General features: G+C 73.5%; 26 protein-coding genes and 2 pseudogenes. 7 read left to right on the top strand and 21 right to left on the bottom strand.

Annotated elements, in window-relative coordinates; all coding sequences use genetic code 11:
• From ACQP0T_RS16350 to mgtE, 3 genes are all read right to left on the bottom strand, one after another.
• Entirely contained in the window at nucleotides 1-303 is a 303-nt protein-coding gene (locus ACQP0T_RS16350; RefSeq protein ID WP_345360798.1) for a hypothetical protein, read from the bottom strand.
• Nucleotides 304-538: 235 nt separating this feature from the next.
• A complete protein-coding gene (locus tag ACQP0T_RS16345; protein WP_433868834.1) occupies nucleotides 539-1,720 on the bottom strand; it encodes an MFS transporter in 1,182 nt (393 codons plus the stop codon).
• Nucleotides 1,721-1,873: 153 nt separating this feature from the next.
• On the bottom strand, nucleotides 1,874-3,199 hold the full coding sequence (gene mgtE / locus ACQP0T_RS16340; protein ID WP_433868833.1) for a magnesium transporter: 1,326 nt from the start codon (nucleotides 3,197-3,199) through the stop codon (nucleotides 1,874-1,876).
• A 145-nt stretch (nucleotides 3,200-3,344) separates the two neighbouring features.
• Here mgtE and ACQP0T_RS16335 point away from each other — a divergent pair, with 145 nt between their 5' ends.
• A complete protein-coding gene (locus ACQP0T_RS16335) occupies nucleotides 3,345-4,223 on the top strand; it encodes an endonuclease/exonuclease/phosphatase family protein (protein ID WP_433868832.1) in 879 nt (292 codons plus the stop codon).
• A 198-nt stretch (nucleotides 4,224-4,421) separates the two neighbouring features.
• On the opposite strand, the gene ACQP0T_RS16330 is transcribed toward ACQP0T_RS16335, so the two are convergent.
• The 13 genes and pseudogenes from ACQP0T_RS16330 to ACQP0T_RS16270 all read right to left on the bottom strand — a co-directional run bounded on the left by ACQP0T_RS16330 (nucleotide 4,422) and on the right by ACQP0T_RS16270 (nucleotide 16,531).
• Nucleotides 4,422-5,021 carry a GTP pyrophosphokinase gene (locus ACQP0T_RS16330; RefSeq protein ID WP_433873747.1) on the bottom strand — a complete coding sequence of 200 codons (600 nt, stop codon included), beginning with the start codon at nucleotides 5,019-5,021 and terminating at the stop codon, nucleotides 4,422-4,424.
• 230 nt (nucleotides 5,022-5,251) lie between these two features.
• A complete protein-coding gene (locus ACQP0T_RS16325; protein ID WP_433868831.1) occupies nucleotides 5,252-5,569 on the bottom strand; it encodes a DUF2795 domain-containing protein in 318 nt (105 codons plus the stop codon).
• 52 nt (nucleotides 5,570-5,621) lie between these two features.
• Nucleotides 5,622-7,925, bottom strand: a complete 2,304-nt coding sequence (locus tag ACQP0T_RS16320) for a PQQ-dependent sugar dehydrogenase (protein WP_433868830.1) — start codon at nucleotides 7,923-7,925, stop codon at nucleotides 5,622-5,624.
• A gap of 58 nt (nucleotides 7,926-7,983) precedes the next feature.
• On the bottom strand, nucleotides 7,984-8,661 hold the full coding sequence (locus ACQP0T_RS16315) for a hypothetical protein (RefSeq protein ID WP_433868829.1): 678 nt from the start codon (nucleotides 8,659-8,661) through the stop codon (nucleotides 7,984-7,986).
• Nucleotides 8,658-9,514 (bottom strand): annotated as a pseudogene (locus ACQP0T_RS16310) (sugar phosphate isomerase/epimerase family protein). The gene ACQP0T_RS16315 and the pseudogene ACQP0T_RS16310 overlap by 4 nt, the downstream one beginning before the upstream one ends.
• A 35-nt stretch (nucleotides 9,515-9,549) precedes the next feature.
• A complete protein-coding gene (locus tag ACQP0T_RS16305; protein WP_433868828.1) occupies nucleotides 9,550-10,707 on the bottom strand; it encodes a dihydrodipicolinate synthase family protein in 1,158 nt (385 codons plus the stop codon).
• Entirely contained in the window at nucleotides 10,704-11,858 is a 1,155-nt protein-coding gene (locus tag ACQP0T_RS16300; RefSeq protein WP_433868827.1) for a Gfo/Idh/MocA family protein, read from the bottom strand. The genes ACQP0T_RS16305 and ACQP0T_RS16300 overlap by 4 nt, the downstream gene beginning before the upstream one ends.
• A 25-nt stretch (nucleotides 11,859-11,883) precedes the next feature.
• The gene (locus tag ACQP0T_RS16295; protein WP_369775213.1) at nucleotides 11,884-12,627 is read right to left on the bottom strand and encodes an ABC transporter ATP-binding protein; all 744 of its coding nucleotides are present in this window, start codon (nucleotides 12,625-12,627) and stop codon (nucleotides 11,884-11,886) included.
• Nucleotides 12,617-12,730 carry a hypothetical protein gene (locus ACQP0T_RS16290; RefSeq protein WP_433873746.1) on the bottom strand — a complete coding sequence of 38 codons (114 nt, stop codon included), beginning with the start codon at nucleotides 12,728-12,730 and terminating at the stop codon, nucleotides 12,617-12,619. The genes ACQP0T_RS16295 and ACQP0T_RS16290 overlap by 11 nt, the downstream gene beginning before the upstream one ends.
• 165 nt (nucleotides 12,731-12,895) lie before the next feature.
• Nucleotides 12,896-13,278 (bottom strand): annotated as a pseudogene (locus ACQP0T_RS16285) (ATP-binding cassette domain-containing protein); the annotation flags it as partial.
• Between the two features lie 65 nt (nucleotides 13,279-13,343).
• Entirely contained in the window at nucleotides 13,344-14,435 is a 1,092-nt protein-coding gene (locus ACQP0T_RS16280; protein ID WP_433868826.1) for a branched-chain amino acid ABC transporter permease, read from the bottom strand.
• The gene (locus ACQP0T_RS16275) at nucleotides 14,419-15,303 is read right to left on the bottom strand and encodes a branched-chain amino acid ABC transporter permease (RefSeq protein ID WP_433868825.1); all 885 of its coding nucleotides are present in this window, start codon (nucleotides 15,301-15,303) and stop codon (nucleotides 14,419-14,421) included. The genes ACQP0T_RS16280 and ACQP0T_RS16275 overlap by 17 nt, the downstream gene beginning before the upstream one ends.
• 7 nt (nucleotides 15,304-15,310) lie before the next feature.
• Nucleotides 15,311-16,531 carry an amino acid ABC transporter substrate-binding protein gene (locus ACQP0T_RS16270; RefSeq protein WP_433868824.1) on the bottom strand — a complete coding sequence of 407 codons (1,221 nt, stop codon included), beginning with the start codon at nucleotides 16,529-16,531 and terminating at the stop codon, nucleotides 15,311-15,313.
• A 207-nt stretch (nucleotides 16,532-16,738) separates the two neighbouring features.
• On the opposite strand from ACQP0T_RS16270, the gene ACQP0T_RS16265 reads away from it, so the two are divergent.
• From ACQP0T_RS16265 to ACQP0T_RS16250, 4 genes are all read left to right on the top strand, one after another.
• Nucleotides 16,739-17,770 carry a LacI family DNA-binding transcriptional regulator gene (locus tag ACQP0T_RS16265; protein WP_433868823.1) on the top strand — a complete coding sequence of 344 codons (1,032 nt, stop codon included), beginning with the start codon at nucleotides 16,739-16,741 and terminating at the stop codon, nucleotides 17,768-17,770.
• Nucleotides 17,771-18,087: 317 nt separating this feature from the next.
• Nucleotides 18,088-19,935 (top strand): lasso peptide isopeptide bond-forming cyclase, encoded by a 1,848-nt coding sequence (locus ACQP0T_RS16260; RefSeq protein ID WP_433868822.1) that lies wholly within the window; start codon nucleotides 18,088-18,090, stop codon nucleotides 19,933-19,935.
• Nucleotides 19,936-19,968: 33 nt separating this feature from the next.
• The gene (locus ACQP0T_RS16255) at nucleotides 19,969-20,223 is read left to right on the top strand and encodes a lasso peptide biosynthesis PqqD family chaperone (RefSeq protein ID WP_345360748.1); all 255 of its coding nucleotides are present in this window, start codon (nucleotides 19,969-19,971) and stop codon (nucleotides 20,221-20,223) included.
• Entirely contained in the window at nucleotides 20,220-20,657 is a 438-nt protein-coding gene (locus ACQP0T_RS16250) for a lasso peptide biosynthesis B2 protein (protein WP_433868821.1), read from the top strand. Before ACQP0T_RS16255 ends, ACQP0T_RS16250 begins: the two co-directional genes overlap by 4 nt.
• 63 nt (nucleotides 20,658-20,720) lie before the next feature.
• Here the strand turns inward: ACQP0T_RS16250 and pqqB are convergent, their stop codons facing one another.
• Genes pqqB through pqqA form a run of 5 tightly spaced genes read right to left on the bottom strand, consistent with a single transcriptional unit; the run spans nucleotide 20,721 to nucleotide 23,746 of the window.
• Nucleotides 20,721-21,590 carry a pyrroloquinoline quinone biosynthesis protein PqqB gene (gene pqqB / locus ACQP0T_RS16245; protein ID WP_433868820.1) on the bottom strand — a complete coding sequence of 290 codons (870 nt, stop codon included), beginning with the start codon at nucleotides 21,588-21,590 and terminating at the stop codon, nucleotides 20,721-20,723.
• Nucleotides 21,587-22,660 carry a pyrroloquinoline quinone biosynthesis protein PqqE gene (gene pqqE, locus ACQP0T_RS16240; protein WP_433868819.1) on the bottom strand — a complete coding sequence of 358 codons (1,074 nt, stop codon included), beginning with the start codon at nucleotides 22,658-22,660 and terminating at the stop codon, nucleotides 21,587-21,589. Before pqqE ends, pqqB begins: the two co-directional genes overlap by 4 nt.
• Nucleotides 22,651-22,905 carry a pyrroloquinoline quinone biosynthesis peptide chaperone PqqD gene (gene pqqD, locus ACQP0T_RS16235; protein ID WP_345360737.1) on the bottom strand — a complete coding sequence of 85 codons (255 nt, stop codon included), beginning with the start codon at nucleotides 22,903-22,905 and terminating at the stop codon, nucleotides 22,651-22,653. The genes pqqE and pqqD overlap by 10 nt, the downstream gene beginning before the upstream one ends.
• A complete protein-coding gene (gene pqqC / locus ACQP0T_RS16230; protein WP_433873744.1) occupies nucleotides 22,902-23,594 on the bottom strand; it encodes a pyrroloquinoline-quinone synthase PqqC in 693 nt (230 codons plus the stop codon). The genes pqqD and pqqC overlap by 4 nt, the downstream gene beginning before the upstream one ends.
• Before the next feature lie 59 nt (nucleotides 23,595-23,653).
• Nucleotides 23,654-23,746: a pyrroloquinoline quinone precursor peptide PqqA gene (gene pqqA, locus ACQP0T_RS16225; protein ID WP_345360731.1), complete on the bottom strand. Its 93-nt coding sequence runs from the start codon at nucleotides 23,744-23,746 to the stop codon at nucleotides 23,654-23,656.
• 215 nt (nucleotides 23,747-23,961) lie between these two features.
• Between pqqA and ACQP0T_RS16220 the strand changes: the two genes are divergently transcribed.
• Both ACQP0T_RS16220 and ACQP0T_RS16215 read left to right on the top strand, forming a co-directional pair.
• Nucleotides 23,962-24,372 (top strand): DUF6292 family protein, encoded by a 411-nt coding sequence (locus ACQP0T_RS16220; protein ID WP_345360729.1) that lies wholly within the window; start codon nucleotides 23,962-23,964, stop codon nucleotides 24,370-24,372.
• Nucleotides 24,373-24,419: 47 nt separating this feature from the next.
• Nucleotides 24,420-25,754, top strand: coding sequence for a cytochrome P450 (locus ACQP0T_RS16215; RefSeq protein ID WP_433868818.1), 1,335 nt, complete (start codon nucleotides 24,420-24,422; stop codon nucleotides 25,752-25,754).
• The last annotated feature ends 23 nt before the right edge of the window (nucleotides 25,755-25,777 follow it).

Here is a 25,777-nt window from a genome sequence, read left to right as displayed (position 1 = left end):
TCAGCTCGCGTGCTGCCTGCGGCGGACCTGGAAGAAGTTGCTGTCCCCGCCGCCCTTGCGGTGCTCCTGGTAGACGAACTCCAGGTCGCGTTCGTCGAAGGTGTGGAACCAGTCGTCCCACGAGACGGTGCGCAGCTTCTCGCCGCCGTAACCGGGGAAGTCGACCTCCAGCACGCCGAGGTGATCGCCGTGCTCGGTCCCCGGTGGAGTCGCGGGCGTGCCGCCGCGCTGCTCGACCCACTGCTGGATCGTGTCGTGGTCGGTGGTGGTCAGGGACTGCCCGGGGTAGTCCTCGCGGGTCATCGTGGGCACCTCCTGTTCTGGGGTCGTCCACCGGTGGCTACCCGCCGGCGCGCGGACGGACCACATCCGCGTTCGGGGTCGACGGCCCCGCCCGGTACGCAGAGCGGGGCCGTCGCGCAGGACACCGCTGCGCCTGCGATTCGGGCCGGACGCGGCCGCACCCGGCCCGGTGATCGACACCCAAGCGCACACCGGCTCCGCGCGCTGGCCGGCCCACCGGATCGGGCGACCGCGGTCAGCTCGGCAGGTGCGCGCGGGTGGTCGCGGTGATCCCCGCCGCGACGCCGAGCATGCCCGCGGTCAACCCGAACACCGCGCCGATCCCGGTGACCCCGGCCAGCGCACCGGCCAGGTAGGGCACCGCGACCTGGCCGAGCCGGTTGCCGCTGAGCCGCAGCGACAGCGCGCTGCCCCGGTTCTGGTCGGAGACCAGCCGCACCACCCAGGTCATCGTCAGCGGCTGGCCGAGGCCCATGAAGAACCCCGCCACCGCCAGGCAGACCAGCAGCACCCACGGCACCGGGACCAGTGGGACCACCGCCAGGGCGATCGCCGAGCACAGCGGAGCCGAGACCAGCAGCAGCCTGCGGTCGACCAGCGCCACCAGCCGGCCGAGCAGCAGGCGGGACAGCACCGAGGTGATCGTGCGCGCGGTGAGCAGCGCGGTGACCACGCCGACGCCGATGCCGTGGTGCTCGCCGAAGACCGGCAGGTAGGCGGTCAGCACGTCGGTCGCGGACAGCACCGCGAGGCTGGAGTACATCGCCGGTTTCATGCCGGGCGTGCGCAGCATCCGCCAGCTCGACTGGCGCTGCGCCCGGCGCACCGGGGCCGGCGGCGGCGTGCGCAGCACGGCAACCAGCGGGAGGGCCAGCACGGCGAGCGCGGTGGCGACCAGCAGGCCGGGCGTCGTGTTCAGCTCCCCACCGGGCCCGCGCGTCGCCGCGGTCACCGCGCCGCCCAGTGGCAGCCCGACGGCTTGGCCGAGCGAGACGCCGAAGGTGAGGCCCCCGAAGCGGCGGTCCAGCTCGGCGGTGGTGGAGAGCTTGGCGATCACGGCCTGCCCGGAGACGGTGAACAGGAGCTGCCCCAGCCCGAGGACCACGTTGCCCGCGCCGAGCAGCAGGAGGTCGGAGCTGACCGCGGTGAGCCCGGCGCCCGCCGCGGTCAGCACGGTGCCCGCGACGATGGCGGGTCCGGTGCGGTACCGGTCGACGGCCCGCCCCACCGGAAGCGCGATCAGCAGCGGTACCAGGGCGAAGGCCCCCGCGATGACGCCGACCGCGGTCGCGTCCCCGCCCAGCGCCAGCGCCCGGTACGAGGTGTTCACCCGCACGATGCTGTAGACCGCGTTGGTCAGCACCGTGGCGGCCACCAGGGGGCCGAACCACCTCAGCTCAGCCCGCGTCGTGCTCACCTGCGCAACGTGCGGGGGCGAGGGCCGCCCGGGTGAGGTCGAGGTGCCCGGCGGGCGCGGGCCGGTCTCCGGGGGGCTGCGGTGGGGAGGACGCGATCATCGACGGCCAGTCTGCTCCGTGCCACCCGGTCGTGCGAGTTCAGGTAGCGGGGCTCACAGGCCCAGGACGAGGCGGGCGATCAGGAAGTAGATGATCAGCCCGGTGGCGTCGACCAGGGTGGTGACCAGCGGCGCCGAGATCACCGCCGGGTCGACGCCGACGCGCTTGGCCAGCAGCGGCATGGTGGAGCCGATCATCGCCGCCCAGGCGCACACCAGCACCAGCGAGGCCGCGACCGTGACGGCCACCGGCAGGTCCACCAGCAACCCGCCCACGACGAGGCCCACCGCACCCAGCGCCACGCCGAGCACCAGCCCGACCCGGCACTCCCGCCACGCCACCCGCGGCACGTCGCCGACGCGCACCTCGCCGACGGCCAGCGCCCGGACGGCGGCGGTGGCGGCCTGCGCGCCGACGTTGCCGCCGGTGCCCACCAGCAGCGGGATGAACAGCGCCAGCGCGGTGACCTGCGCCAGGGTCGCCTCGAAGAACTGCAGCACGTTGACCGTGAGGGTGGCCGCCACGATGAGCAGCAGCAGCCAGATGATCCGCGAGCGGGCGAGCGCGACCACCGAGACCGACATGTAGTGCCCGCTCCAGGGGGTCGCGGCGGCCTGCCGGGCGATGTCCTCGGTGTCGGCCTCCTCGATCAGGTCCACCGCGTCGTCGATGGTGAGCAGCCCGACCACCCGGTCCTCGCTGTCCACCACGGTCAGGTCCACGAGGTTGGCGTCGGACATCAGCCGGGCCGCGGCCTCGGCGTCGTCGGTGGCGCGGACCCGGGGTGCGCCGTCGTCGACGAACTCGGCCACCGGGCGGTCCGGCGCGCTGAGCACCAGGTCGCGCAGGCTCACCGTGCCGACGAAGCACCGCTGGTCGTCCACCACCGGCAGGGTGTAGACGGTCTCGGCCTCCAGGCCCTTCTCCCGGACCGCCTCCAAGGCGTGCCCCGCGGTGCGGCCGTACCGGACGGCGACCGGTTCGGGGCTCATCGACCGCCCCACCGAGCCCTCCGGGTAGCCCAGCAGCGCCGCGGTGGTGACGCGCTCGCGGTGGCTGAGCCCGGCCAGCACCCGCTGCGCGAACTTCGCCGGGGCCTCGCCGAGCAGCCGGACCCGGTCGTCCGGGTGCATCGCCTCGACGAGCTCGCGGAACGACTGGTCCCGCAGCCCGGACAGCACGTGCTGCTGGTCGGGCGGGTCGAGCTCCTCGAACACCGTCAGCGCCTCGTCCTTGGGCAGCAGCCGGAACAGCAGCACCGCCTGCACCGGGGCGGCGCGCGCGATCTCGTCGGCGATCTCGTGCGGGCGGTGCTCGTCGAGCCAGCGCAGCAGGCCGACGACGTCGTTGTCGTCGAGCAGGTCCTCCACCTCTGCCATGCTCACCACCCCCGGCGAGTCGGTCCCCTCCCGAAGGATGCCGTACCCGGCGGCGCCGGGCAGATCACCCGCGTTCGGCGGATTGTTCCGGTCGAGAAGATGAGATTTGCTCATGTTCATTCCGCCGCCGTCCGGGAGGTCGTCGATGATCCGCTTCGCCGCGGTGCTGCTCGCGGGAGCGCTGGCCGTCTCGCCGGGCGCCGCCGCCGCCGCCGGGCCGGAGGCCGAGGACGGTGCGTTCTCGGTGCTCACCTACAACGTGGCCGGGCTGCCCGAACCGCTCTCCGGTAGCGAGCCGGCGCGCAACACGCCGCTGATCGGGGAGCGGATCGCGCCCTACGACGTGGTGCACGTGCAGGAGGACTTCAACTACCACGCCGCCCTCTACGAGGCCGACGACCACCCGCACCGCACCCCGACCAGCGGCGGGGTGCCGTTCGGGTCCGGGCTCAACACGCTGGCGAACTTCCCGGTGACCGACCTGGACCGCGTCACCTGGGCGCAGTGCTGGATCAACCAGGCCGACTGCCTCACGCCGAAGGGCTTCACCTTCTCCCGCGTCGAGATCGCCCCGGGGGTCTCGATCGACTTCTACAACGCGCACGCCGACGCCGGGGACACCGCGCTGGACGAGGCCGCGCGGCGGGCGAACCTCAGCCAGCTCGCCGACTACATCGCCGAGCGCTCCGCCGGCCGCGCCGTGGTGGTGATGGGCGACCTCAACTCCCGCTACACCAGCAGCGGCGACATCGTGCGGGAGTTCGCCGCCCGCAACGGGCTGACCGACCCGTGGGTGGACCTGGTGCGCGACGGCGTCCCGCCGCCGATCGGCGGTCCGGCGCCCGCGTGCGAGCCGGCCGACCAGTGCGAGGTGGTGGACAAGATCTTCTACCGCAGCGGCGCCGACCTGCGGCTCACCGCCACCGACTACGCCAACGACCGCACCGGGTTCCTGCGCGAGGACGGCGAGCCGCTGTCCGACCACGACCCGATCAGCGCGGAGTTCACCTGGCACCAGCGCTGATCGGTGGCATCGTCGAGCCCGAGCGCACCAGGACCCTCCTCAACCGGATCCAGCGCTTCACCCCGGAGGAGCTCACCGCCGAGCTCGCCCGCGCGGGCTTCGCCCACGTCGAGGTGCTCGGCGACCTCGCCGGTGCCGAGCACGACCTGGCGGCCCCGTCCTTCGACGCCGTGACGTCCTGAGCGCCGGCGGTGCGGATCAGCGCCGCGGCGGGAGGGTGCGGTCGTGCAGGGACTGCATCCGGGCGTCGAGATCGGCGGCGGCTTCGGCGGCGGCGGTGAGCTCCCCGGCGAAGTCCTGCGGGACGGCGCCGCCGCTCTTGTAGGTCAGCTCGTGCTCCACGGCGGCCCAGAAGTCCATCGCGATGGTCCGGAGCTGCACCTCGACGGTGACCGGCTCGGTGCGGTCGGACAGGTGGACCGGGACGCGCATGATCAGGTGCAGGCTCCGGTAGCCGTTCGGTTTGGGCTCGGCGATGTAGTCCTTGACCAGCACGGTCTCCATGTCGTGCTGCCGGAGCAGGTCGTGCACCAGGTAGACGTCGGAGACGAAGGGGCACACCACCCGCACGCCCGCGATGTCGTCGAGGTGCTCGCGCGCCGCGTCCGGGGTGATCGGGTGGCCGCGCCGGTGCAGCTTCGCGGCGATGGCGGCGGGGCGCTTGATCCGGGAGGTGATGTGCTCGATCGGATCGTGCTCGTGGGCGTGGTCGAACTCCTCGCTCCAGATCCGCATCTTGGTCATCATCTCGTCGACCGCGAACTTGTGGAGCAGCAGGAGGTACCCGGCGCGGCGCATGAAGTCCAGGCCCGGCACCTCGTCCGGCGGCCCGGCGGGCAACCCCCGGTGCGGGGAGGACCAGCCGTGGCCGGGTTCGCGCGGTGGTCGGTCCGGCATCGGGTCTCCTCGGCGGCGGTCGGTTCGCCGTCCAGCCTAGGCACGCGGTGCCCGGGATGCCCGGAAAGTGGTGTACGCCTCCACGGCGCGCAACACCGGGGGCGCCGCACGTGACGGCGCCCCCGGCGGGGTCAGCGCTTGCGGTTCTCGCCGAGCTCCTCGGCGATCGGGTGGCTCGGGATCGGCTCGTCCCGCTCGCTCATCCCGGACTTGCCGGGCTGCCGGTGCTGCTCCTGGGCCTCGGCTTCGGACGGACCGGCCCCGAGCGGGACGGACTGCTCCACCTCCGCCAGGTTGGCGTACTCGACCGGCGGGATCGAGTTCAGCGCGCGCATCGTGTCGCGATCCGCGCCCGCTTCCTGCGCGTCGCGCACCAGGGTTTCCTTGTCCGCCGGGAAGTCGGATTCGGACAGGGCGGTGCGCAACCGGCGCACATCGGTCGTCACCATCGTGGCTCACCTCCCTCCCGGAGCTACCCGGCAGGGAGGTGGGCCAAACGCCTCAGCGCCGCAGGAAGTGCCGGTACTGGTGGGCGATCGTGCGGTGGTCGGCCGCGGTGTCCAGGAACATCAGCGAGTCCATCCGGCAGTCGCAGGGGTTGCGCTCCTGGTCGTTCTGCGGGTAGCTGCCGCCGATCTTGATCCCGCGCGGATCGGTCGGCGAGGTGCCGGTCCCGTCGACCTCCCACGGGTCGCCCGGCACCACGTAGGACCCCGGCACCGGACGTCCGTTGTGGTAGAGCGCCATCTCCCCGGTGGTGTAGTCGAACGTGGCCGCCAAGTGCACCCACTCGCCGCGGGGCAGCAGCGTGCGCCAGTCCTGGTGCGCGGCGAAGGTCTGGGAGGCGCCGCCGTCCAGCCGCCTGCCCAGCGCCACCAGCTTGAGCTCGCCGTCCACTTCGATCAGTTCCAGCAGCGCCCGGACGCCGTGGCCGTCGGAGTCGCCGCTGAGCACCCCGGCCAGCCCGACCGAGTTGAACCGGTCGTGCGGATCGGGCGTGGTGGTGTCCGGGGCCGGGTGGTCGCCGGTCATCTTGAACCAGCCCATCACCGTGATGCCCTCGGCGCCGTTGAAGGCCCGCAGCGACTCCACGCCGCCCTCGTCCCAGATCCCGGCCTTCCAGTCGTCGTCGCCGTCGTGGTGCGGATCGACCTGCCGGGTCTGCAACGCGTTGTTGCTGCCCGGGAACGCCCCGTCGTCGACCCGCATCTCCTCGCCGCCGTTGACCAGATCCAGCAGCGAGTTCGACGAGCCCTGGTCCTCCTCGTAGGAGTCGTCCGCGGCGAACGGGTGCTCGAAGTCGTAGTGCGCCACCAGATCGCGCTGGACCCGGTCGGTCACCGGGGGCTCCTGCCCGCGCCGGGTGCCGGTGACCTTCCAGATGGTGCCGTTGGCCTTGGCCAGCAGGTACAGCTCGCCCTCGGCGTCGATGCCGAAGCGCAGGTCCACCCGGCCGTCGCCGACGAAGTCGGTCATCCGCATCGGGTTGCCCGCGGTGTCGAAGAGCTGGAGCTCGTGCAGCGGTGCGCGCTCACCGCCGCGCTCCATCTCGTCGACCTCGGTGTAGTAGACGCTGCCGTTGACCAGGTCGCCGAAGACGTACTTGCCGCGCAGCGCGGGGACATCGTCACCCCGGTACACCTGGCCACCGGAGATCGCGTGGCCGCTGTCGGAGTTGCACGGCCAGTTCAGCGGCGCGTCGTGGTCGTAGGCGGCCACCGGGTAGGTGTAGCCGTACCGCTCGTCGTCCTCCGGCAGCGGGTAGAGGTAGCACTGCGTCTCGGGGCGGAACGACAGGTAGCCCTCGCGCTCGCTCCAGCCGAGGTTGTCCCCGGCCCGCACCTCGTAGACCGCCTCCACCGCGCGCTGCCCGATGTGCCCCAGGTACATCGCGCCGCTGCGCGGATCCCAGCTGAACCGGTGCGGGTCGCGCATCCCGTAGGCGAAGATCTCGCCCAGCGCCCCGTCCTGGCCGGCGAACGGGTTGTCCGGCGGGATGCCGTACCGACCGCCGGGACCGTTGTCGCCGGCCGGGTCGATGCGCAGGATCTTGCCCGCCGGGTTGCCCAGGTCCTGCGGGATGTCGTTGTCCACCGCGATCCCGCCGTCGCCCACGGCCAGGTAGAGCAGCCCGTAATCGGGGTCGCCGGGGCGCGCGGTCGGGTTGAAGTCGATCTGCTGGATGGCGTGGACCTGGCTGCCGAAGCCGAAGCGGAAGATCTCCCGGCTGGTGCCCCGGAACACGTCGGCGGACGGGTCCTCGGCGGTCCACTCGGTCACCACGCTCTGCACGACCGAGTCCGGCTGGTTCGGGTAGGTCGGCTCCTCGGTGGCGATCGCCTCCTCGCCCTCGGTGTGCACCGTGTAGAAGGTGCCGTTGTCGGCGAACTCCGGGTGGAAGGCGGCGAAGCCGAACCCGCTGCCCATGCCGCGGCCGGAGAAGAAGTGCTCGAAGCGCTCCCGGAAGTCCAGGTAGACGTGCTGCTGGTCGCCTTCCAGCAGGTACAGCGGTCCGTTGAGGTCCGGGACGTACATCCGCCCGGAACCGTCGGGGACCTCGCCGACGAAGTTGATCCGGTTGTGGCGCATCAACCGCTCGTCGGTCGGCGGGGGCGTGGGTTCGGTCTCGGGGAGCTGGGCGTACTCCTCCAGCACCAGGCCGAGCCGGGAGGGGATCGGGTCCTCGGGGATCGGGTCGGTGATCGGTTCGTCGCCGACCGGGGCCGCCGCCGGGGCTGCCGCCGGGGCGGGCCCGGCCGACACCACCGGTGCCACCAGGGTCGAGGCGACCGCTGCCGCGGTCATCGCGGGTAACCACCATCTGCGCTTGCGCACTGCGGAACTCCTGTCTCGTCGGGTCCGTTCAGGACAGGTGCGGGAGGGCCCGGCCGACGGCGGTGACCTCGCGGACGCGGCCGTGGTTGTCGAACGAGCCGAAGCCGATCCGGCCGCCGCGCAGCCGGTGGTCGGTGGCGGTCATCAGCAGCCGCCCGTCGACGTGCACCGCGATCCGCCCGGACGGGACGTGCTGGTCCACCCGGACGCGGTGCCAGTCGGTGTCGTCGATCGCCGGCGGTGCCCCGCTCGTCCCGTCCCACTGGTCGTCGATGCGCTCGCGGTCGGCGTCGTCGACGACGAAGACCCCGTTGTGCGGGTAGATCGTGTTGTCCTGGGACAGGTGGACGTAGCTGAACCGGGTCGGGGAGCGGTAGTTGAGCAGGAGCACCACGTCGCGGTCGTCCCGGGCGACCGGTTCGTCGATGCGGACCTCGGCGGTGTAGCGCAGCGTGCCCAGCGCCGGTCCGCGCTGGACCACGGCGTACTCGAACGGGCGCCGCGGTCCCTCCGGCGGGTCGCCACGTTCGACCAGCACCACCTCGCCGTCCCGGAACTCCCACTTCTCCGGGGTCAGCGGTGCCCAGTCCCGCTCGTCGGCCCGCGGCTGCACCCGCGCCCAGCCCGCCGCCTCCTGCGCGGTGGCCACCGGCGCGGCCAGCAGCGCGAGCACCCCGGCCAGGGCGACCGCCCACCGGCGGCTCACCGGTCGGCCCCCAGGTGCGGGGCGACGAATTCGGCGTAGCGGCGGGCGATCGTGGCCAGCACCGCCGCGCCGTCGGCCGCCCACACGTCGGCGTTGAAGATCTCCACCTCGACATCGCCCCGGTACCCGGTGTCGCGCACCGCCCGGGTGAGCGCGGCGAAGTCGATGTGACCGTCGCCGACCATCCCCCGGCTCAGCAGCGCGTCCGGGGCAGCGGGGTGATCCAGTCGGAGACCTGGTAGCTGACGATCCGGTCCCCGGCGCGGGCGATCCGCTCGGCCACGTCGGGGTCCCACCACACGTGGAAGGTGTCGACGACGACGCCGACGACGTCCGCCGGGTGCTGCTCGGCGAGGTCGAGCGCCTGGCCCAGGGTGGCGACCACCCCCCGGTCGGCGGTGTAGATCGGGTGCATCGGTTCGATGCCCAACCGCACCCCGCGCTCCCGGGCCGGGCCGGCCAGGGAGGCCACCGCCTCGGCCACCCGCGCCCGCGCGCCCGGCAGGTCCCGGTCGTCCGCGGGCAGCCCGCCGGGGACCAGGACGAGCACCTCGCAGCCCAGCGCCGCCGCCTCGTCCAGCGCGGCGAGGTTGTCCCGGTGCGCGGCGGCCGGATCGGGCCCGGTGAAGAACCCGCCCCGGCACAGCGACGAGACCCGCAGGCCGGCGTCGGCCACCAGGCGCGCGGCGGCCGCGGTGCCGACCTCGGCGACCGGTTCGCGCCAGAGCCCGATGGCGCCGATGCCGCGCTCGACGCACCCGGCCACCGCCTGCGGCAGCGACCAGCGCGCGGTGGTGCGCTGGTTCAGCGACAACCGGGCCAGCGCGGGATCTCCCGGTCGCGGGGTGGCGATCCGCGCCGGGCCGCCGGAGGGCACGTCGCGCGCGGTCACGACGCCGCTCCCGAGGTCTCCAGCAGCAGCCGCATCCGGTGCGCCGCCAGCTCCGGGTCGGGCAGCAGCCGGGCTTCGTTGGCCAGCGCGAAGATCCGCGCCAGGTGCGGCACGCCGCGGGCCGACTGCATCCCCCCGACCATGCTGAACCCGGGCTGGTGGCCGCTGAGCCAGGCGGTGAACGCGATCCCGGTCTTGTAGTGGAACGTCGGCGCGCCGAACACGTGCCGAGACAGCGCCAGGGTGGCGCCCATCTCCGCGTCGTAGGTCGCCAGGTCGCCCTCGTCCAGCGCGGTCAGCGCCGCCGAGGCCGCCGGGGCGACCGCCGAGAAGGCGCCGAGCAGGGCATCGGAGTGGTGCTCGCCGTCGCCCCGGATCAGCTCCGGGTAGTGGAAGTCGTCACCGGTGTAGAGCCGGACCCCGGCGGGCAGCGCGGCGCGCAGCGCGCGCTCGTGCTCGGCCGACAGCAGCGACACCTTCACCCCGTCGACCTTCGCGGCGTGCTCGCGGACCAGGTCCAGGAACACCTCGGTGGCCGCAGGCAGGTCCGCCGCGCCCCAGTACCCGGCCAGCAGCGGGTCGAACGCCTCGCCGAGCCAGTGCAGGACCACCGGCTCGGCGACCTGGCGCAGCACCGCCCCGTAGACCTCGCGGTAGTCCTCGGGGCCGCGGGCGATCCGGGCCAGGTGCCGGGAGGCCATCACGATCACCTGCGAACCGGTGGATTCCACGAACCCGACCTGCTCCTCGTAGGCGGCGAGGACCTCGGCGGTCGAGCTGACCTCCGCCCGGTGGTCGGTGCCCGCCCCGGAGGCGATCCGGGCGCCGTGGTCGCGGGCCACCTCGGCGCTGCGCCGGACCAGCTCGCGCACCGCGGCCCAGTCCAGCCCCATGCCGCGCTGCGCGGTGTCCATCGCCTCGGCCACCCCGAAGCCGTAGCCGAACAGCATCCGGCGGAACTCCAGGGTGGCGTCCCAGTCCAGCACGGCGGGAGCGCCGGGGGAGTTGTCGGCCAGCGGGTCGGCGACCACGTGCGCGGCGGCGAAGGCGACCCGGCTGCGGTGCGGTCGCGGATGCCGCGGCCACGCCCGGGGTTCGCGCAGCACGACCTCGGTCCAGCCGTCCTCGGTCGGCAGCCGCAGGGAGGCGCTCATGCCGCACCGTCCTCGGGCAGCTCCACCCGGCGGCCTTCGGCCGACGACGTCAGCCCGGCGTCGACCAGCCGCAGCCCGCGCACCCCGGCGGCCAGGTCGTAGGGGTGCGGGCGACCCAGGTGCACGTCGAGCAGGAAGCGCTCCCACTGGGCGCGGAACCCGTTGCCGAACTCCGCGTTGTCCGGCACCTCGTCCCACTGCCCGAGGAAGTCCTCATCGGTCGGCTCGTCGGGGTTCCACACCGGACGCGGGGTGCGCACCCGGTGCTGCACGCGGCAGCCGAACAGCCCGGCCACGGCCGAGCCGTGGGTGCCGTCCACCTGGAACTCGACCAGCTCCCGCCGCGCCACCCGCACCGCCCACGAGGAGTTGATCTGGGCCACGGCGCCGCCGTCGAGTTCGAAGAAGGCGTAGGCGGCGTCGTCCGCGGTGGCCGCGTAGGGCTCGCCGCGCTCGTCCCACCGCTGCGGGAGGTGCGTGACGGCCTTCGCGGTCACCGCCCGGACCCGGCCGAAGAGGTTCTCCAGCACGTAGTTCCAGTGGCAGAACATGTCCAGCACCATGCCGCCGCCGTCCTCGGCGCGGTAGTTCCAGCTCGGCCGCTGCGCGGGCTGGCCGTCGCCTTCGAAGACCCAGTAGCCGAATTCGCCGCGCACCGACAGGATCCGGCCGAAGAAGCCGGAGTCGGCGACCCGCTTGAGCTTGCGCAGGCCCGGCAGGTAGAGCTTGTCGTGCACGACGCCGTTGACGATCCCGGCATCGGTGGCGGCCCGCACCAGCTCCTGCCCGTCGGCGACGGAGGCGGCGATCGGCTTCTCGGTGAACACGTGCTTGCCCGCGCCGATCGCCCGCAGCAGCGCATCCTTGCGGGCGGCGGTGATCTGCGCGTCGAAGTAGATCGGCGCGTCGTCGTGGGCCACCAGCTCCGCCGCGTCGGTGCTCCACTCCGCGACGCCGTGCTCGTCGGCCAGCCGCTTGAGCCGCTCGGCGTTGCGGCCCAGCAGCACCGGCTCGACCTGCACCCGGCTGCCGTCGGGCAGCGGGATCCCGCCGTCGTCGCGGATGGCCAGCACCGAGCGCAGCAGGTGCTGCCGGTAGCCCATCCGCCCGGTGACGCCGTTCATCAGGATGCGGTAGGTGTGATCGGTCATGGTCGTGCGGCTCCGTTCCCGGTGGTCAGGCCGAAGAGGGGTCGGTGCGGCGGTTGCCGAGGTAGAGCTCGCCGAGCCGCCGGTCGGCGAGCAGGTCGGCGGCGGGACCGGAGATGTGCACCCGGCCGAGGTCGAGGACGCAGCCGAAGTCGGCGGTCTCCAGCGCGCGGCGGGCGTTCTGCTCGACCATCAGGACCGCGGTGCCCGCCTCGCGCATTCGCACCACCTGCTCGAAGACGGTGCTGGTGGCCTTCGGGTCCAGCCCCATCGACGGTTCGTCGAGCAGGACCACGCGCGGGCTGACCATCAGCGAGCGGGCGAACTCGACCTGCTTCTGCTGGCCGCCGGACAACGCTCCGGCCAGCGCCGTCCAGCGCTGCGCCACCACCGGGAACAGGTCCTTGACGAAGGCCACCCGCTCGGCGATCGCCGCCTTGTCCCGCATCGTGTAGGCGCCGAGCAGGACGTTCTCGCCGACGGTCATCTCCTTGAACACGCTGTGGCCCTGGAGCACGTGGGACAGCCCGGCGGTGAGCATCCGCTGCGGGCGGTGGTGGGTGATGTCCTGCCCGTCGAGCAGGACGCGGCCCGCGCGCGGCGGCAGCATCCCGCTGGCGACCTTGAGCGCGGTGGACTTGCCCGCGCCGTTCGGGCCGACCAGGCACACCACGCTGGCCGGCGGCACCCGCACGGTCAGCCCCCGCAGCACCAGCGCGGCCCGGCCGTACCCGGCTTCGACGTCGACGAGTTCCAGCAGGTCAGACCCCAAGGTAGGCCTCCAGCACTCGGGGGTCGTCGCGCACCTCGGCCGGCGTGCCCTGGGCGATCGGCCGGCCCCGGTCGAAGACGACCACGTGGTCGGACAGGCTCATCACCATGTCCATGTTGTGCTCGACGACGAGGAACGTCCGGCCCTCGGCGTTGAGCTCGCGGACCAGCGCGCCGATCCGGTCGATCAGCGCCGGGTTCACCCCGCCCGCCGGTTCGTCGAGCAGGATCGTGTCCGGATCGGCCATCAGCACCCCCGCGAGTTCGAGGAGCTTCTGCTGGCCGTAGGACAGGTCGCGGCCTTCGACGCGCTCCAGGTGCTCGATGCCGACGCGGGTGAGCAGATCCCGCGCCTTGGCGACGTCGGCGGGCTGGGCCGACCGCTTCAGCGCGCCCAGCGGGGAGCGGGGGCGCACCGCGACGAGCAGGTTCTCCAGCACCGTCATCCGGGGAACACCCGGCAGAGCTGGAAGCTGCGGCCGATCCCGGCGCGGGCGATGCGGTGCGGGGCCAGCCCGGTGATGTCGGCGCCCCGCAACCGCGCCGTGCCCGCGTCCGGGCGGATCATCCCGGTGACGCAGTTGAAGAACGTCGTCTTGCCGGACCCGTTCGGCCCGATCAGCGCGTTGATCCGGCCGTCGAGGAACTCCACCGAGGCGTCGTCGACCGCCCGCACCCCGCCGAAGGACTTCGTCAGCCCGGTCGTGGTCAGCCCGCTCACCGGGACACCTCCTGCTCGTCGCTCGCCCGCCGCTCGCCGAGTTCGGCCTGGGTGACCTCGCGGATGGACGTCGTCCTCGGCCGGAACCGGTTCACCAGGGAGCCCAGCGCCGGAATGATCCCGTCGGGCATGAACAGCACCACCGCGCCCAGCAGCAGCCCGAGCGCGACCAGGTGGATCTGGGTGTCGCCGTACTCGTTCTTGAAGTACTCCATCGCGTAGCCGACGATCACCGCGCCCAGCGCCGGGCCGAACAGGCTGCGCAGCCCACCGAGCAGGCTCATCAGCACCATGTAGGAGCCGGTCAGGATGGAGAACTGGAAGATCGGGTCCAGGAACCCGAACCACAGCGCGTAGAGCCCGCCGCCCAGAGCGGTGAACAGCGCGGAGAGCACGAAGGCGATGAGCTTGTAGCGGAACGTCGGCACCCCGAGCGCCTGCGCCTTGTCCTCGTCCTCCCGGATGGCCTTGAGCCCGGTGCCGAAGCGGGACCGGTCGATGGCCCACCAGCACAGCAGCGCCACCGCCAGCAGCACCCCGTGCAGGTAGAAGAAGCGCGCGTGCTGCTCCGGTCGCGGGACGTCCTCGCCGAACGGCCGGGGCAGCCGCAGCCCGTTGGATCCCCCGGTGACCTCGCTCCAGCTCTGGAACACCAGCAGCAGGATCAGCACCAGGGCCAGCGAGACGATGACGAACGAGGCCCCGCGCACCCGCAGGCTGGCGATGCCCACCGGGACCGCGATCGCGGCCACCGCCGCGCTGCCGAGCAGCAGCGCGACCCACGGGTTCAGCCCGGTGTGCAGCACCAGCAGCGCGGTCGCGTAGCCGCCGAGGCCCGCGTAGGAGGCGTGGCCCAGCGAGATGTAGCCGGTGAAGCCGCCGACGAAGTTCCACGAGGTCGCCAGCACGGCGTAGCTCATGATCACCACGCCGACCGAGAGGATGAACGGGTCCGGCGCCAGGCCCGGGAAGGCGAGCACCGCGCCGACCAGCGCGAGCAGGCCCACCACCCGGGCGCCGCGCAGCGCGGTCCGGGCCCGGTCGGAGGCGGGGACGTCGGCAGCGGCGAGGTCAGAAGCGCTGGGCAAGGCGACCTCCGAAGAATCCCTGGGGGTGCAGCATCAAGGTGGCGAACAGCGCGAGGTAGAAGAACGTCTGGGCCCAGGTGGTGCCCAGCGGGATCTGCAGCATGCTCTGCCCGACGCCCAGCACCATCGCCGCGATCGCCGCCCCGGGGATGCTGCCGAGCCCGCCGACGACGATGATCGCCATCAGCGGTCCGATCCAGTGCCAGTGCAGCGACGGGTAGATCGTCGAGTCCAGCGCCAGCGCGGTGCCGCCGACCGCGGCGGTGGCCAGCCCGAGGCCGAAGCCCAGCCCGGCGATGCGGTCGGTGTTGATGCCGACGAGCTTGGCCGCTTCCTCGTGCTGGATGGTCGCGCGCAACGCCTGGCCGAACCGGGTCAGCTTGAGCAGCGCGTAGAGGCCGCCGAGGGCGAGCGCGGCGAGGCCGAACGCGATGAGCTTGACCACCGGCACGCTCGCCCCGAACACCTCGAGGTGGGCGCCGGAGTAGGGCAACGCGATGCGCCGGTGCGTGCCGGTGAAGGCGAAGCCGAGCAGCCCCTCGATGATCAGCGCCAGCGAGAAGGTCAGCAGCACCGACATCATGGTCAGCGTGGCGGGCCGCAGCCGGGAGATCAGCAGCCGTTGCAGCGCCACCCCGATGCCGAAGAACAGCGGCACCGTGACCAGCAGCGACAGCAGCGGGTCGAGCCCGGTGCTGGAGCTGAAGAACCAGGCCAGGTAGGCGGCCAGGACGAGGAAGGCCGAGTGCGCGAGCATCACCACGCGCATCACGCCGAAGTACAGCGTGAGCCCGGCGGCCAGCAGTGCGTAGAGCCCGCCGAGCAGCAGGCCGAGCAGCAGGCTCTGGAACAGCAGGGAACCGTCCATCGTGGCCTCACCACTCCGGTTTCGGGTAGACGAGACCGGTTTCGGCGGTGTCGTGCGGGAGCACGATGCGGATCTCGCCGTCGACGTACTGCTGGATCAGGTGGGCGCCTTGCGGTTTGCCGGTGCGGTCCCAGCTCAGCGGTCCGACGACGGTCGGGACCTCGTTGTGCCGCAACCAGTCGATCAGCCCCTGCTGGCAGGCGCGCGAGGGGTCGGCGCACCCCACGGCTTCGACGGCGGCGGCCACCACCTGCCCGGTCGTCCAGGCGTTGGCCTCGTCCTCGTTCGGTTCGGTGCCGTGCAGCCGCCGGAAGTGCTCGACGAACTCCCGGTTGGACGGGTAGGTCGCGGTGGGCGTGTACCCGGTGGGGGAGACGATCCCCTCGACGTGTTCGCCGAGTGCCTCGCGGAACTCCGGGTTGGTCGGCGCGGTGGAGAAGGCGGCCAGGTCCGGCTGGTAGCCGAGCTGGCGCAGCGCGACGATCAGGTTCACCGCGTCCTGGTACTGGGTGCCGCCGACCACCACGTCGGCGCGGGAGTCGGCGATCTCGGCGGCGATGGAGGCGAAGTCGGTCGTGTTGGGCGGGTACACCTCGTCGACGACGGTGCGGACGCCGCCCGCTTCCAGGGCTTCCTTCAGCCCGTAGGCGGTGCCCTGGGCGAACGGGTCGTCCATCGTGGCGTAGGCGGCGGTCTTCGGCCGCTGCTCCGGCGGCAGCGCGAGGATCGCCTCGGCGAGGTGGTCGTAGTGGTCCTGGGCGATGGCCGGGGCGGCGTAGAAGAGGTTGTCGAAGTCCTGCTGGAAGATCTCCTCGGCCGCGCCGGCGGGTTCGACGAACAGGTAACCGTAGTCCTCGGCCACCTGCGCGGCGGGGATGACCAGGCGGGTCGAGAAGGGGCCGAAGACCAGATCCACGCGGTACTGGTTGATCAGCTTCTCGTAGTCGGAGGCGACCCGGTCGGCGCTGGACTGGTCGTCCAGGATGATGAGCTCGACCTGCTTGCCGAGCAGTCCGCCGCGGGAGTTGACGTGGTCGGCCCAGGCCTCGTAGCCGCGCTGCACGCCCTTGCCGGGTTCGGAGAAGTCCCCCGTGAGCGGGAGCGAGATCCCGATCTGGATCGCGTTGGGATCGCCCAGCTCGCTGGAATCCGCGCTCAGGCAACCGCTGAGCACGAGCGATCCGGCCGCGAGGGCGGCTCCGAGGCGGAGGCCGTTGGCTCTGTTCATGGTCCACCCGTCGTCGGGGGCATGTGTGAAAGCGCTTTCGTAAGCGCTTTCGGTAGAATAGGGATCACCGCACGGGGTGGCAAGGATCACTTCCCGTGATCGTGGTGCGATGGGCGGACCGCCGCCGGGAGCGTGCGGCGGGGTCCGGCGCTCCCGCACCGCTGCGGGCGAGGCGGACGGGTGATGCGGAACCGACGAGGAGCGGGAATGGCGCAGCAGGGCGGGCGGCTCCGGCTGGTCGACGTGGCGGAGGCCGCCGGGGTCTCGATCGCGGCGGCCTCCCGGGCGCTGTCCGGGTCGAAGGGCGTCAGCGACACCATCGCCGCGCGGGTGCGGGAGGTGGCCGCCGAGCTCGGCTACGTCGCCGACGCCCACGCCCGGTCCCTCGCCGGGGGCGCCAGCACCAGCGTCGGCCTGCTGGTGCACGAGATCGGCGACCCCTACTTCTCCGAGATCGCCAGCGGGGTCCTGGGCGTCGGTGCCCGGGAGGGCTTGACGGTGCAGATCTGCCACACCGGGCGCGAGCCCGACAACGAGCTGGTCCAGGTGCGCGCGCTGATCGCCAACCGGGTGCGGGCCGTCATCATCGCCGGTTCCGGGTTCGTCGATCCCCGCACCCAGCTCGCCGTCAAGGAGGAGCTGCGCGGGTTCCAGGACTCCGGCGGGAGGGTCGCGGTGATCGGCAGGCACCACCTGGGCGTCGACGCGGTGCTGCCGGACAACGTGCCGGGCGGGCGCACCATCACCGAGCACGTGCTGTCCCTCGGGCACCGGCGGATCGCCTTCGCCGCCGGCTCGCTGGAGCTGACCACCGTCGCCGACCGCCTCGCCGGTGCCGAGCAGGCCCTGTCCGCTGCCGGGCTGGCCCTGGCGAACCTCCCCGTGGTGGAGGCGCCGTTCACCCGGGACGGCGGCAAGCGCGCGATGGCGCGCATCCTCGACGAGCACCCGGGCACCACGGCGGTGATCGCGCTCAACGACGACATGGCCATCGGCGCCCTCGCGGTGCTGCGGGAGCGCGGCGTGCCGGTGCCGGAGCGGATGTCGGTCGCGGGGTTCGACGACGTGGCGGTCGCCGAGCACCTCGCGCCGGCGCTGACCACCGTGCGGCTGCCGATGGCGGAGCTGGGGGAGCAGGCGCTGCTCATGGCGCTCAAGCCGAAGTCCGCGCGGCCGCGCCGCCGCGCCACGCCGCACCGGTTGGTGGTCCGCGGGTCCACCGCCGCGCCGCGCTCCTGACGTCGCGCCGTTTGCCCACGTCAGCGGCGTGCGTCAACACGGGCGGTGATCGTTCACCGGGCTGGTTGATTCGTCCCGTCTGAGCGGGTGAGGGCCCCCGTGCTCCATTGACGCGATCTTGGACCGGCCTCAACGATGCTCTTCGTGTTCGCACGGTCGCTGCGGGTGATGCCAAGTCGGAGCCCGGTGCGGCCGAGGGCGACCGCCCGGGTCCGGAACGCGGGCGGGTTCCCCGGTGCGGCGAGGTGGTTCGCGGCGCGGCGGCGCGGCGGAGCCTGCGGAACGGCCCGCGGTGGCGCGGGCGTGAGGAGTGCGTGGTGACGAGGAGTGCTGGCTTCGTGGTGCTGCCGGATTCGATCGGCGCGGGCGAGCTGCGGGTGGCGGTGCCGTTCGAGTCCGCCCGCGTGTACACCCACGCGTCGGGACGTCCGTGGCTGGTGACCCGCGACGACGTCGTGCTGGCCACCGCGGGTCCGGTGCGGTTGGCGGTGATCGGCCGGAGCCCGGCGGACGCGGACCGGTTGGCGGAGCTCGCCGCGCGGATCACCGATCTGTCCGATGTGGACAAGATCGTGGGCGCGGTGCTCGGCTCCTGCCACCTGGTCGCCTCGGTGCGCGGCCAGGTCCGCGTCCAGGGCAGCCTCTCCGGGCTGCGGCGCGTCTTCCGCTCGCGGGTGCACGGCGTTCCGGTGGCCTCCGACCGGGCCGACGTGCTCGCCACCATGACCGGCGCCGGGATCGACGAGGAGGCGCTGGCCGTCCGGGTCGCCTGCGGCGTGCAGCTCGGTCCCCCGGCCGGGGACCGCAGCACCTGGTCCGGGGTGGTCGCGGTGGCCCCGGACCACTGCGTGCTGTGGGACCGGGACGAGGAGCGGGAGGCCCGGTGGTGGCACGCCCCTCCGGCAGAACTGTCGCTGGAGCAGGGCGCCGCGGTGGTGCGCGAGGCCCTGACCGAGGTGGTGCGCGGGCGAGCCCCGGAGGAGGGCAGGCTCAGCAGCGACCTCTCCGGCGGCATGGACTCGACCACGGTGTGCTTCCTGGCCGCCCGGGACGCCCCGGACCTGTTCAGCTTCCGCTGGGGCGAGGCCGAAGCGGGCAACGACGACGCGCTCTACGCCGCCCAGGCGGCGCGCGAGCTCCCCGGCGTCGAGCACCTGGTGCTGCCGCAATCCGAACTCCCGGAGATCTTCGCCGATCCGGACGTGCCGGTCACCGAGGAAGAGCCGTACGTGATGAGCCGGACGATCGCGCGCACCCGGCACAACGCCCGGTGGCTGGCCCAGCGCGGCTCCCGCAGGCACCTCGCCGGGCACGGCGGCGACGAGGTCTTCTGCCCGCTTCCCGGCTACCTGCACCGGCTCATCCGGCGGCACCCGCTGACCGCGTGGCGGCACCTGCGCGGCAGCGTGGCGCTGCGCCGCTGGCCGCTGTGGTCGACGCTGGGCCAGATCCTCACCCCGTCCACGCTGGACGCGTGGTGGCGGGTGCAGGCGGACCGGCTGACCTATCCGGCACCGCCGCTGCGCCGCGCCGTGCTGGCGTGGGGGACCGGACCGCTGCGCGCTTCGCCGTGGGTCACCGACGGCGGTGTGGAACTGGCCCGCGAGGCGCTGCGCCGCGCGTCCGAGGACGCCCACCCGCTCGCCGAGGACCCCGGCCTGCACCAGCTCATGGTGGTGGTGCGGGCGAACGCAGCGCGCTACCGGCTGCTCGCCCGGCTGTACGAGGAAGCCGACGTCGAGCTGGAGATGCCGTACCTGGACGACCGGGTGATCGAGGCCGTGATGCGGGTCCGGCCGCACGAGCACGGCGGTCCCTGGCGGTACAAGCCGCTGCTGGCCGACGCGATGCGCGGCCTGGTGCCCGCCGAGGTGCTCGGTCGTTCCACGAAGGGCGAGTTCGGCGAGGACGTCCGGGTGGGCCTGCGCAGCAACCTGCCGGTGGTGCTGGAGCTGTTCGCCGATTCGGCGCTGGCCTCCCGCGGGTTGATCGACCCCGACGACCTGCGCGCCCGGCTGACCGCGCCGCAGCCGGACAACACCACCGTGATCGCGCTGGAATCGCTGATCGGCTGCGAGACCTGGCTGCGCACCGCCGCCCCGACGATCCCGGCGCCTCGCCAGCCCGGCACCCGGACCGGCGAGCCCGACCTCGCCACCGGCTGATCCGCACCGACCATGACAGGAGGCCCGACGCCCATGCAGTTGCACCCGGACGTGTCCACCACCGAGACCGATGACGGCACCGTGCTGCTGCACCAGCGCACCGGTCGCTACTGGCAGCTCAACACCACCGGCAGCCACGTGCTGCGGTTGCTGCTCGACGGCAGCGCGCCGGAGGACATCGCGGCCGGGCTCGCCGACCGGCACGGCATCGACCCGCAGCAGGCCGAGCGCGACGTCAGCGCGGTGGTCGAGCAGCTCCGCGGCGCCAGCCTGGTGGTGCGGTCATGAGCGCCCCGGTCGCGCTGTCGCCCCGGGAGCGGTTGCCGCTGCGGCGCCGGGTGCTGCCGCTGCTGGCCGTCGGTGCGGGCCGGTTGCTCTCCCGCGCCCGGCCCGCGCGGTTGCGCCGGGTGCTGGAGTTCGCCCGCAGGCGGGCGACCCCGGCCACCGCCGAGCAGGCCCGGGCCGCCCGGTCCGACGTGGTCTCGGTGAGCCTGCGCTGCGCCGGGCAGGGCTGCCTGCAGCGCTCGATCGCCACCGCGCTGCTGTGCCGGATGCGCGGCACCTGGCCGACGTGGTGCACCGGGGTGCGCACCCACCCGTTCGCCGCGCACGCCTGGGTCGAGGTGGACGAGGTGCCGATCGGCGAGCCCTACCCGAAGGGCCACTACAAGCCGATGCTGGCGGTGCCGCCGGTCGCCGCCGAGGTGGCCGAGGAGGGCTGACCCCGCGCCCCGGAGCGCGCTCGGGTCCTGGCGCGGACCACCTCGCGCGGCGTCGGGGCCGCGTCACAGCACCAACTCGGCGCCCTCCGGGGCGAGCTCGGCGCCCGCCGCGCGCATCGCGGCGTGCTCGGGCGAGCTCTCGTCGAGCACCGGGTTGGTGTTGTTCAGGTGGGTGTAGAGCAGCCGGGCGCCGGGCGGTCGGGGCTTGCGCAGGCTGCCGCCGGGTCCGGCCATCGGCAGGTGCCCCATGGCGCGCTGCGCGGGGTCGCCGACGTCGCCGCCGGTGGCGCCGGACATCTCGGCGGAGCCGTGGAAGGACCCGTCCAGCAGCACCACGTCGGCTCCGGCGCAGAACTCCTCGAAGCCGAACGGCCACCCGGCCAGGCAGGGCGCGTAGACGAGCCGGCCGCCGGTGGCCGGGTCGGTGAACCGGTAGGCCACCACCCAGGTGCCGGGGGCGTCCGCGGCGTACTTCGGCCGCTTGCCGCTGACCGGGAGCACGTCCACCCGCAGCCCGCCGAGCTCGCCGGACCCGGCGATCCGCCAGTCCCACCGCGCGTACGGCTCCAGCACGGTTCTGGCGGGCAGCGCCGCCAGCACCGGTTCCGGGGCGTGCACGGTCAACCCGCCCGCCTCCTTGAGCTGGAACAGGCCCGTGGTGTGGTCGAGTTCGCCGTCGGTGAGCAGCACGCCGCGCAGCGGGGTCTCCCGGGCACCGGGCCCCGGGGCCAGCGCCGGGCACCCGAGGAGCTGGGTGCGGATGTCCGGCGAGGCGTTGACCAGGTACCAGGACGCGCCGTCCGCGCTGATCGCCAGGCAGTCCTGGGCGCGCGCCGGGTGCCTGCCCGCGCGGGCGCCCCGGCAACCCGGGCAGGCGCAGTTCCACTGCGGCACCCCGCCGCCCGCGGCGGTGCCCAGCAGCACGGCCCTCATCGCGGCCCCCGCATCGCGTAGCCGGTGCGCGGCGGGGCCTCCAGGGCCAGGTCGACCAGCCCCCGGTCCGGGGAACGCTGGCAGACCGGATCGGTGGCGGCGGCGTCCCCGGTGAGCAGGAACGCCTGGCACCGGCAGCCGCCGAAGTCGACGGTCCGGCGTTCGCAGCTCCGGCACGGTTCCTGCATCCACTCCTCGCCCCGGTAGGCGTTGAACGACGCGGACTCGTACCAGATCTCGGCCAGCGGCCGGTCGCGCACCGACTCCAGCTCCAGGCCGGTGATCACCGACGCGGCCGGGCAGGGCAGCACGACCCCGTCCGGTGCCACGGTGAACTGGCGCGCGCCCCAGCCGGACATGCACGGCTTGGGGAACTCCTCGTGGTAGTCGGCCAGCACGTAGCCGATCTCCATCCGCCCGCGCAGCCGGTCCACCGCCGCGCGCACCACCGGCTCGGCCCGGGCGAGCTGCTCCCGGGTGGGCATCAGCGCGCCCCGGTTGCGCCACGCCCAGCCGTAGTACTGGGTGTTGGCCAGTTCGAGCCGGTCGGCGCCCATCCGCTCGGCCAGCGCGATGATCCCCTCTAGCTGGTCGTGGTTGTCCCGGTGCAGCACCGCGTTGACCGTCAGCGGCAGTCCCGCGCCGGTGATCAGCTCGGCGGCGGTGAGCTTGTGCGCGTGGGCGCGGGTGCCCGCGATCCGGTCGGCGGTCTCCGCCTCGGCCGCCTGCACCGAGAGCTGGACGTGCGCCAACCCGCGTTCGACGAGCTCGGCCAGCCGTGCCGCGGTGAGCCCGAGGCCGCTGGTGGTCAGGCTGACGTAGCACCCGTGCCCGGCGGCGGCGCCCACCAGTTCGGGCAGGTCGCGGCGGGCCAGCGGTTCCCCGCCGGAGAGGTTCACCTGGAGCACCCCGAGCGCGCGGGCCTGGGCGAACACCGATTCCCACGCTTCGGTGCTCAGCTCCCGGTCGCGGCCGAGGAGCTCCAGCGGGTTGGAGCAGTACGGGCAGTGCAGCGGGCAGCGGTGGGTCAGCTCGGCGAGCATCCCCAGCGGCGCGTCGGTCACGTCCACTCCACCACCCGGCGTTCGACCAACCGTTCCAGCACTTCGCGCACCTCCTGTTCGCGGACCCCGCTGAAGCGCTCGCGCAACCGTTCGGCGATGCCGTCGACGGTGGTCCGGCCGTCGCACAGCTCCAGCACCGCGGTCGCGGTCCGGTTCGGCATCAGCACGCCCTCCGGGTAGAGCACGACGGGGCGGTCCCGGACGTGGTCGTGGTCCAGGCGCACCCCGCGGCGCAGCGCCGGGGCGCTCACCCGGCGGCCCGTTCGACGGCGTCGAGCACCGACCACAGCACGTCGCACTTGAACGCCAGCGCCGCCACGGCGGCGTCCTGCTCCGCCCGGGTCGTGCAGTGGCGCAGGACGATCTCCAGCGCCTCGGCCCCTTCACCGCGCACCGCGTCGATCCGGTCGGTGAAGTAGGCGAGGTCGGCGCGGTCGATCCAGGGGTAGTGCGCGAGCATGTCGACGACCCGCCTGCGCATCAGGGCACCGGAGAACATCTCGGTCAGCCCGGAGGCCACCCCGAGCGCCCACGGCTGCTCCCGGGCGAAGGTCACGTAGGCGTCCACGGCGAAGCGGACGCCGGGCACCACGTGGCGTTCGTCGAGCACTTCGGCGCGGTCGAGCCCCACCGCCTCGCACAGCCGCAGCCAGCGTTCCGCGCCGCCCTCGCCGTCGGCGCGGCCGTCGTGGTAGGCGATCCGCTCCAGCCACCGGCGCCGGATCTCCGGTACGGGGCAGTTGCTGATGATGGCCGCGTCCTTCTGCGGCAACATCCGCTGGTAGTACCACCGGTTCGCGGCCCACAGCCGCAGTTCCCGCTTCGACAGCGCGCCGCGGTGCAGCCGCTCGTGGAACGGGTGGGCCGACCAGTAGCGGGATTCCAGCGCGCGCAACGACGCGGTGAACTCGTGTTCGCCGAGCGCGGGCACGGGCGTCACCTCCGGCCGGGTGGGCCGCCCGCGCGGGGCGCGGGCGGCCGTCCCGGAGCGCTCGTGGTTCACTCCATCCGGGCCACGTAGGCGGTGACCTCCGGTGGGGTGTCGTAGTCGGTGAACTCCGGCGTGGTCCAGGGCTCGAGCTCGTCGATCATGGGCGCACCTCCCGCGCACGATGGGACAGTTGTGCACGGTAGGTGTTGTGCGGCCGGATGCGCTTCCCGCCGAACGGAGGGTTTTCCGTTGCAACCCGGGCGCGGGGCTTCCCCCCTTCGAGCTGCCCGACGATTATCCGGAGGCGCGTCGGGATACCCGGAGAACCGGCCCCCGGGGCCGCGTCGAGCACGACCACCGAACGCGAGGAGACGAGATGGACGCCCAGCGCGCCACGGGTGGCCTGCGGACCTACATCCACGTCGTGAGCAGCGCGCTCGGCGGCGCCGTCGACGTGGTGGACATCGACGCCTCCAAGGGCCCCGCGACCGCCATCATCCTGCTGCACTCGACCATACCGACGTTGCCCGAACTGCCGCTCCTGCTCACCTGGGACGAGATCAACGGCTGGGCGCTGCGGGTGAAGATCAGCGACGACGGCGACACCACCGCGCTCGGGTACCTGGGCGACGAGATCCTGCCCGACCCGGCGGTGGTGCGGACGTTCCTGACCGAGGCGGTCGACGGCGGGAACCCCGGCGTGATCATGCCGCCCGGCTTCCGGACCCCCGGTGCCGACGACGACCTGGAGCACCGGCTCGCGCACTTCGACCAACCGCCGTTCTGAACCCCGCGGGAGTGGCTCCCGCACCGGGTTCCGAGGAAAGCGAGAGGATGACTTCCGCACCCCCGGCCCAGGCTTCCGCGGCCGACACCGTCCGCGCCGCGACCGACGTGCTCGTCCCGATCCTCGCCCAAGGCGTCATCGCGCGGCGCCCGGCGGCCGTGCGGCTGGCCGGCCGGGTCGGCGCCGACCGGCGGACCGTCCGCTTCCTGCAGCGGATGCGCGACCGCTACGGCGACGGCCCGCTGCGCCTGCGGGTGCCCGGGCGCTCGTTCTACCTGCTGCTCGCCCCGCGCGACGTGGCGCGGGTGCTGGCCGGCTCGCCCGACCCGTTCGCGCTCGACGCGGTGGAGAAGCGCGCCGCATTGCGGCACTTCCAGCCGCACGGGGTGCTCATCTCGCCCCCGGAGTCGCGTCCGGCCCGGCGCGGGTTCAACGAGGCGGTGCTGGACACCGGGGCGCCGGTGCACCACCTCGCCGGGTCGCTGGTCGGCAAGATCGAGCAGGAGGCGCGCCAGGCGGGTGCGGCGGCCGCGCGCCGCGGTGCGTTCGGCTGGGACGACTTCGCCCCGGCGTGGCGCCGGGCGATGCGCCGGGTGCTGCTCGGCGACGGCGCCCGGGACGACACCGAGCTCACCCGCCTGCTGGAGAAGCTGCGCCGGGATGCCAACTGGGCCTACGCCAAGCCCGCCCGGACCGCGCTGCGCCACCGCTTCGACCGCCGCCTCGCCGGGCACCTCGACCGCGCCGAGCCGGGCAGCCTCGCGGGCCTGGTCGCCGGGACCCCGGCCGCGCCGGGGACCGACCCGGCGGGGCAGGTGCCGCACTGGCTGTTCGCCTCCGACCCGGCCGGGATGGCGACCGTGCGGGCGCTGGCGCTGCTGGCCTCGCACGACGGGATCGCGGCGCGGGTCCGCGCCGAGCTGGCCGACCGGGACCTCACCGAACCCCAGGACCTGCCGCTGCTGCGCGCCTGCGTGCTGGAGTCGGTGCGGTTGTGGCCCACCACGGCCGTGGTGCTGCGCGACAGCACGTCCCGCACCGGGTGGGACGGCGGCGCGCTGCCCGCGGCCGGCACGGCGCTGATCATCAGCTCGTTCTTCCACCGCGACGAGCGGACCGTGCCGCAGGCGCACCGCTTCGACCCGGACGCCTGGCTGGACGGTCGCGCCGCGCGCTCCGAGGCGCTCGTCCCGTTCAGCGCCGGTCCCGGCACCTGCCCGGCCCGGGAGCTGGTGCTCTACAGCGCGAGCACCTTCCTGGCGGTGCTGCTGCGCGACCAGGACTTCCGGTTGCGCCCGTTCCGGCGCCTGGACCCGGCCCGGCCGCTGCCCTACGGGTTGAACCCGTTCGCGTTGCGCTTCACCGCCTGCGCCCGGGACTAACCGTCCGGACCCGCGGGTAATCG

Origin of the sequence: Saccharopolyspora sp. CA-218241, assembly GCF_050954615.1 — a bacterium.
Lineage (GTDB): Bacteria > Actinomycetota > Actinomycetes > Mycobacteriales > Pseudonocardiaceae > Saccharopolyspora > Saccharopolyspora cebuensis.
This window is presented reverse-complemented; position numbering and strand designations above follow the sequence as displayed.

What these genes read in the sequence shown, in the direction of transcription:
- ACQP0T_RS16350 (WP_345360798.1), bottom strand. Translation starts at nt 303, where the DNA reads ATGACCCGCGAGGACTACCCCGGGCAGTCCCTGACCACCACCGACCAC.
- mgtE (WP_433868833.1), bottom strand. Translation starts at nt 3,199, where the DNA reads ATGGCAGAGGTGGAGGACCTGCTCGACGACAACGACGTCGTCGGCCTG.
- ACQP0T_RS16335 (WP_433868832.1), top strand. Translation starts at nt 3,345, where the DNA reads ATGATCCGCTTCGCCGCGGTGCTGCTCGCGGGAGCGCTGGCCGTCTCG.
- ACQP0T_RS16330 (WP_433873747.1), bottom strand. Translation starts at nt 5,021, where the DNA reads ATGCGCCGCGCCGGGTACCTCCTGCTGCTCCACAAGTTCGCGGTCGAC.
- ACQP0T_RS16325 (WP_433868831.1), bottom strand. Translation starts at nt 5,569, where the DNA reads ATGGTGACGACCGATGTGCGCCGGTTGCGCACCGCCCTGTCCGAATCC.
- ACQP0T_RS16320 (WP_433868830.1), bottom strand. Translation starts at nt 7,925, where the DNA reads ATGACCGCGGCAGCGGTCGCCTCGACCCTGGTGGCACCGGTGGTGTCG.
- ACQP0T_RS16305 (WP_433868828.1), bottom strand. Translation starts at nt 10,707, where the DNA reads ATGAGCGCCTCCCTGCGGCTGCCGACCGAGGACGGCTGGACCGAGGTC.
- ACQP0T_RS16300 (WP_433868827.1), bottom strand. Translation starts at nt 11,858, where the DNA reads ATGACCGATCACACCTACCGCATCCTGATGAACGGCGTCACCGGGCGG.
- ACQP0T_RS16290 (WP_433873746.1), bottom strand. Translation starts at nt 12,730, where the DNA reads ATGAGCCTGTCCGACCACGTGGTCGTCTTCGACCGGGGCCGGCCGATC.
- ACQP0T_RS16275 (WP_433868825.1), bottom strand. Translation starts at nt 15,303, where the DNA reads ATGGACGGTTCCCTGCTGTTCCAGAGCCTGCTGCTCGGCCTGCTGCTC.
- ACQP0T_RS16270 (WP_433868824.1), bottom strand. Translation starts at nt 16,531, where the DNA reads ATGAACAGAGCCAACGGCCTCCGCCTCGGAGCCGCCCTCGCGGCCGGA.
- ACQP0T_RS16265 (WP_433868823.1), top strand. Translation starts at nt 16,739, where the DNA reads ATGGCGCAGCAGGGCGGGCGGCTCCGGCTGGTCGACGTGGCGGAGGCC.
- ACQP0T_RS16255 (WP_345360748.1), top strand. Translation starts at nt 19,969, where the DNA reads ATGCAGTTGCACCCGGACGTGTCCACCACCGAGACCGATGACGGCACC.
- ACQP0T_RS16250 (WP_433868821.1), top strand. Translation starts at nt 20,220, where the DNA reads ATGAGCGCCCCGGTCGCGCTGTCGCCCCGGGAGCGGTTGCCGCTGCGG.
- pqqB (WP_433868820.1), bottom strand. Translation starts at nt 21,590, where the DNA reads ATGAGGGCCGTGCTGCTGGGCACCGCCGCGGGCGGCGGGGTGCCGCAG.
- pqqA (WP_345360731.1), bottom strand. Translation starts at nt 23,746, where the DNA reads ATGATCGACGAGCTCGAGCCCTGGACCACGCCGGAGTTCACCGACTAC.
- ACQP0T_RS16220 (WP_345360729.1), top strand. Translation starts at nt 23,962, where the DNA reads ATGGACGCCCAGCGCGCCACGGGTGGCCTGCGGACCTACATCCACGTC.
- ACQP0T_RS16215 (WP_433868818.1), top strand. Translation starts at nt 24,420, where the DNA reads ATGACTTCCGCACCCCCGGCCCAGGCTTCCGCGGCCGACACCGTCCGC.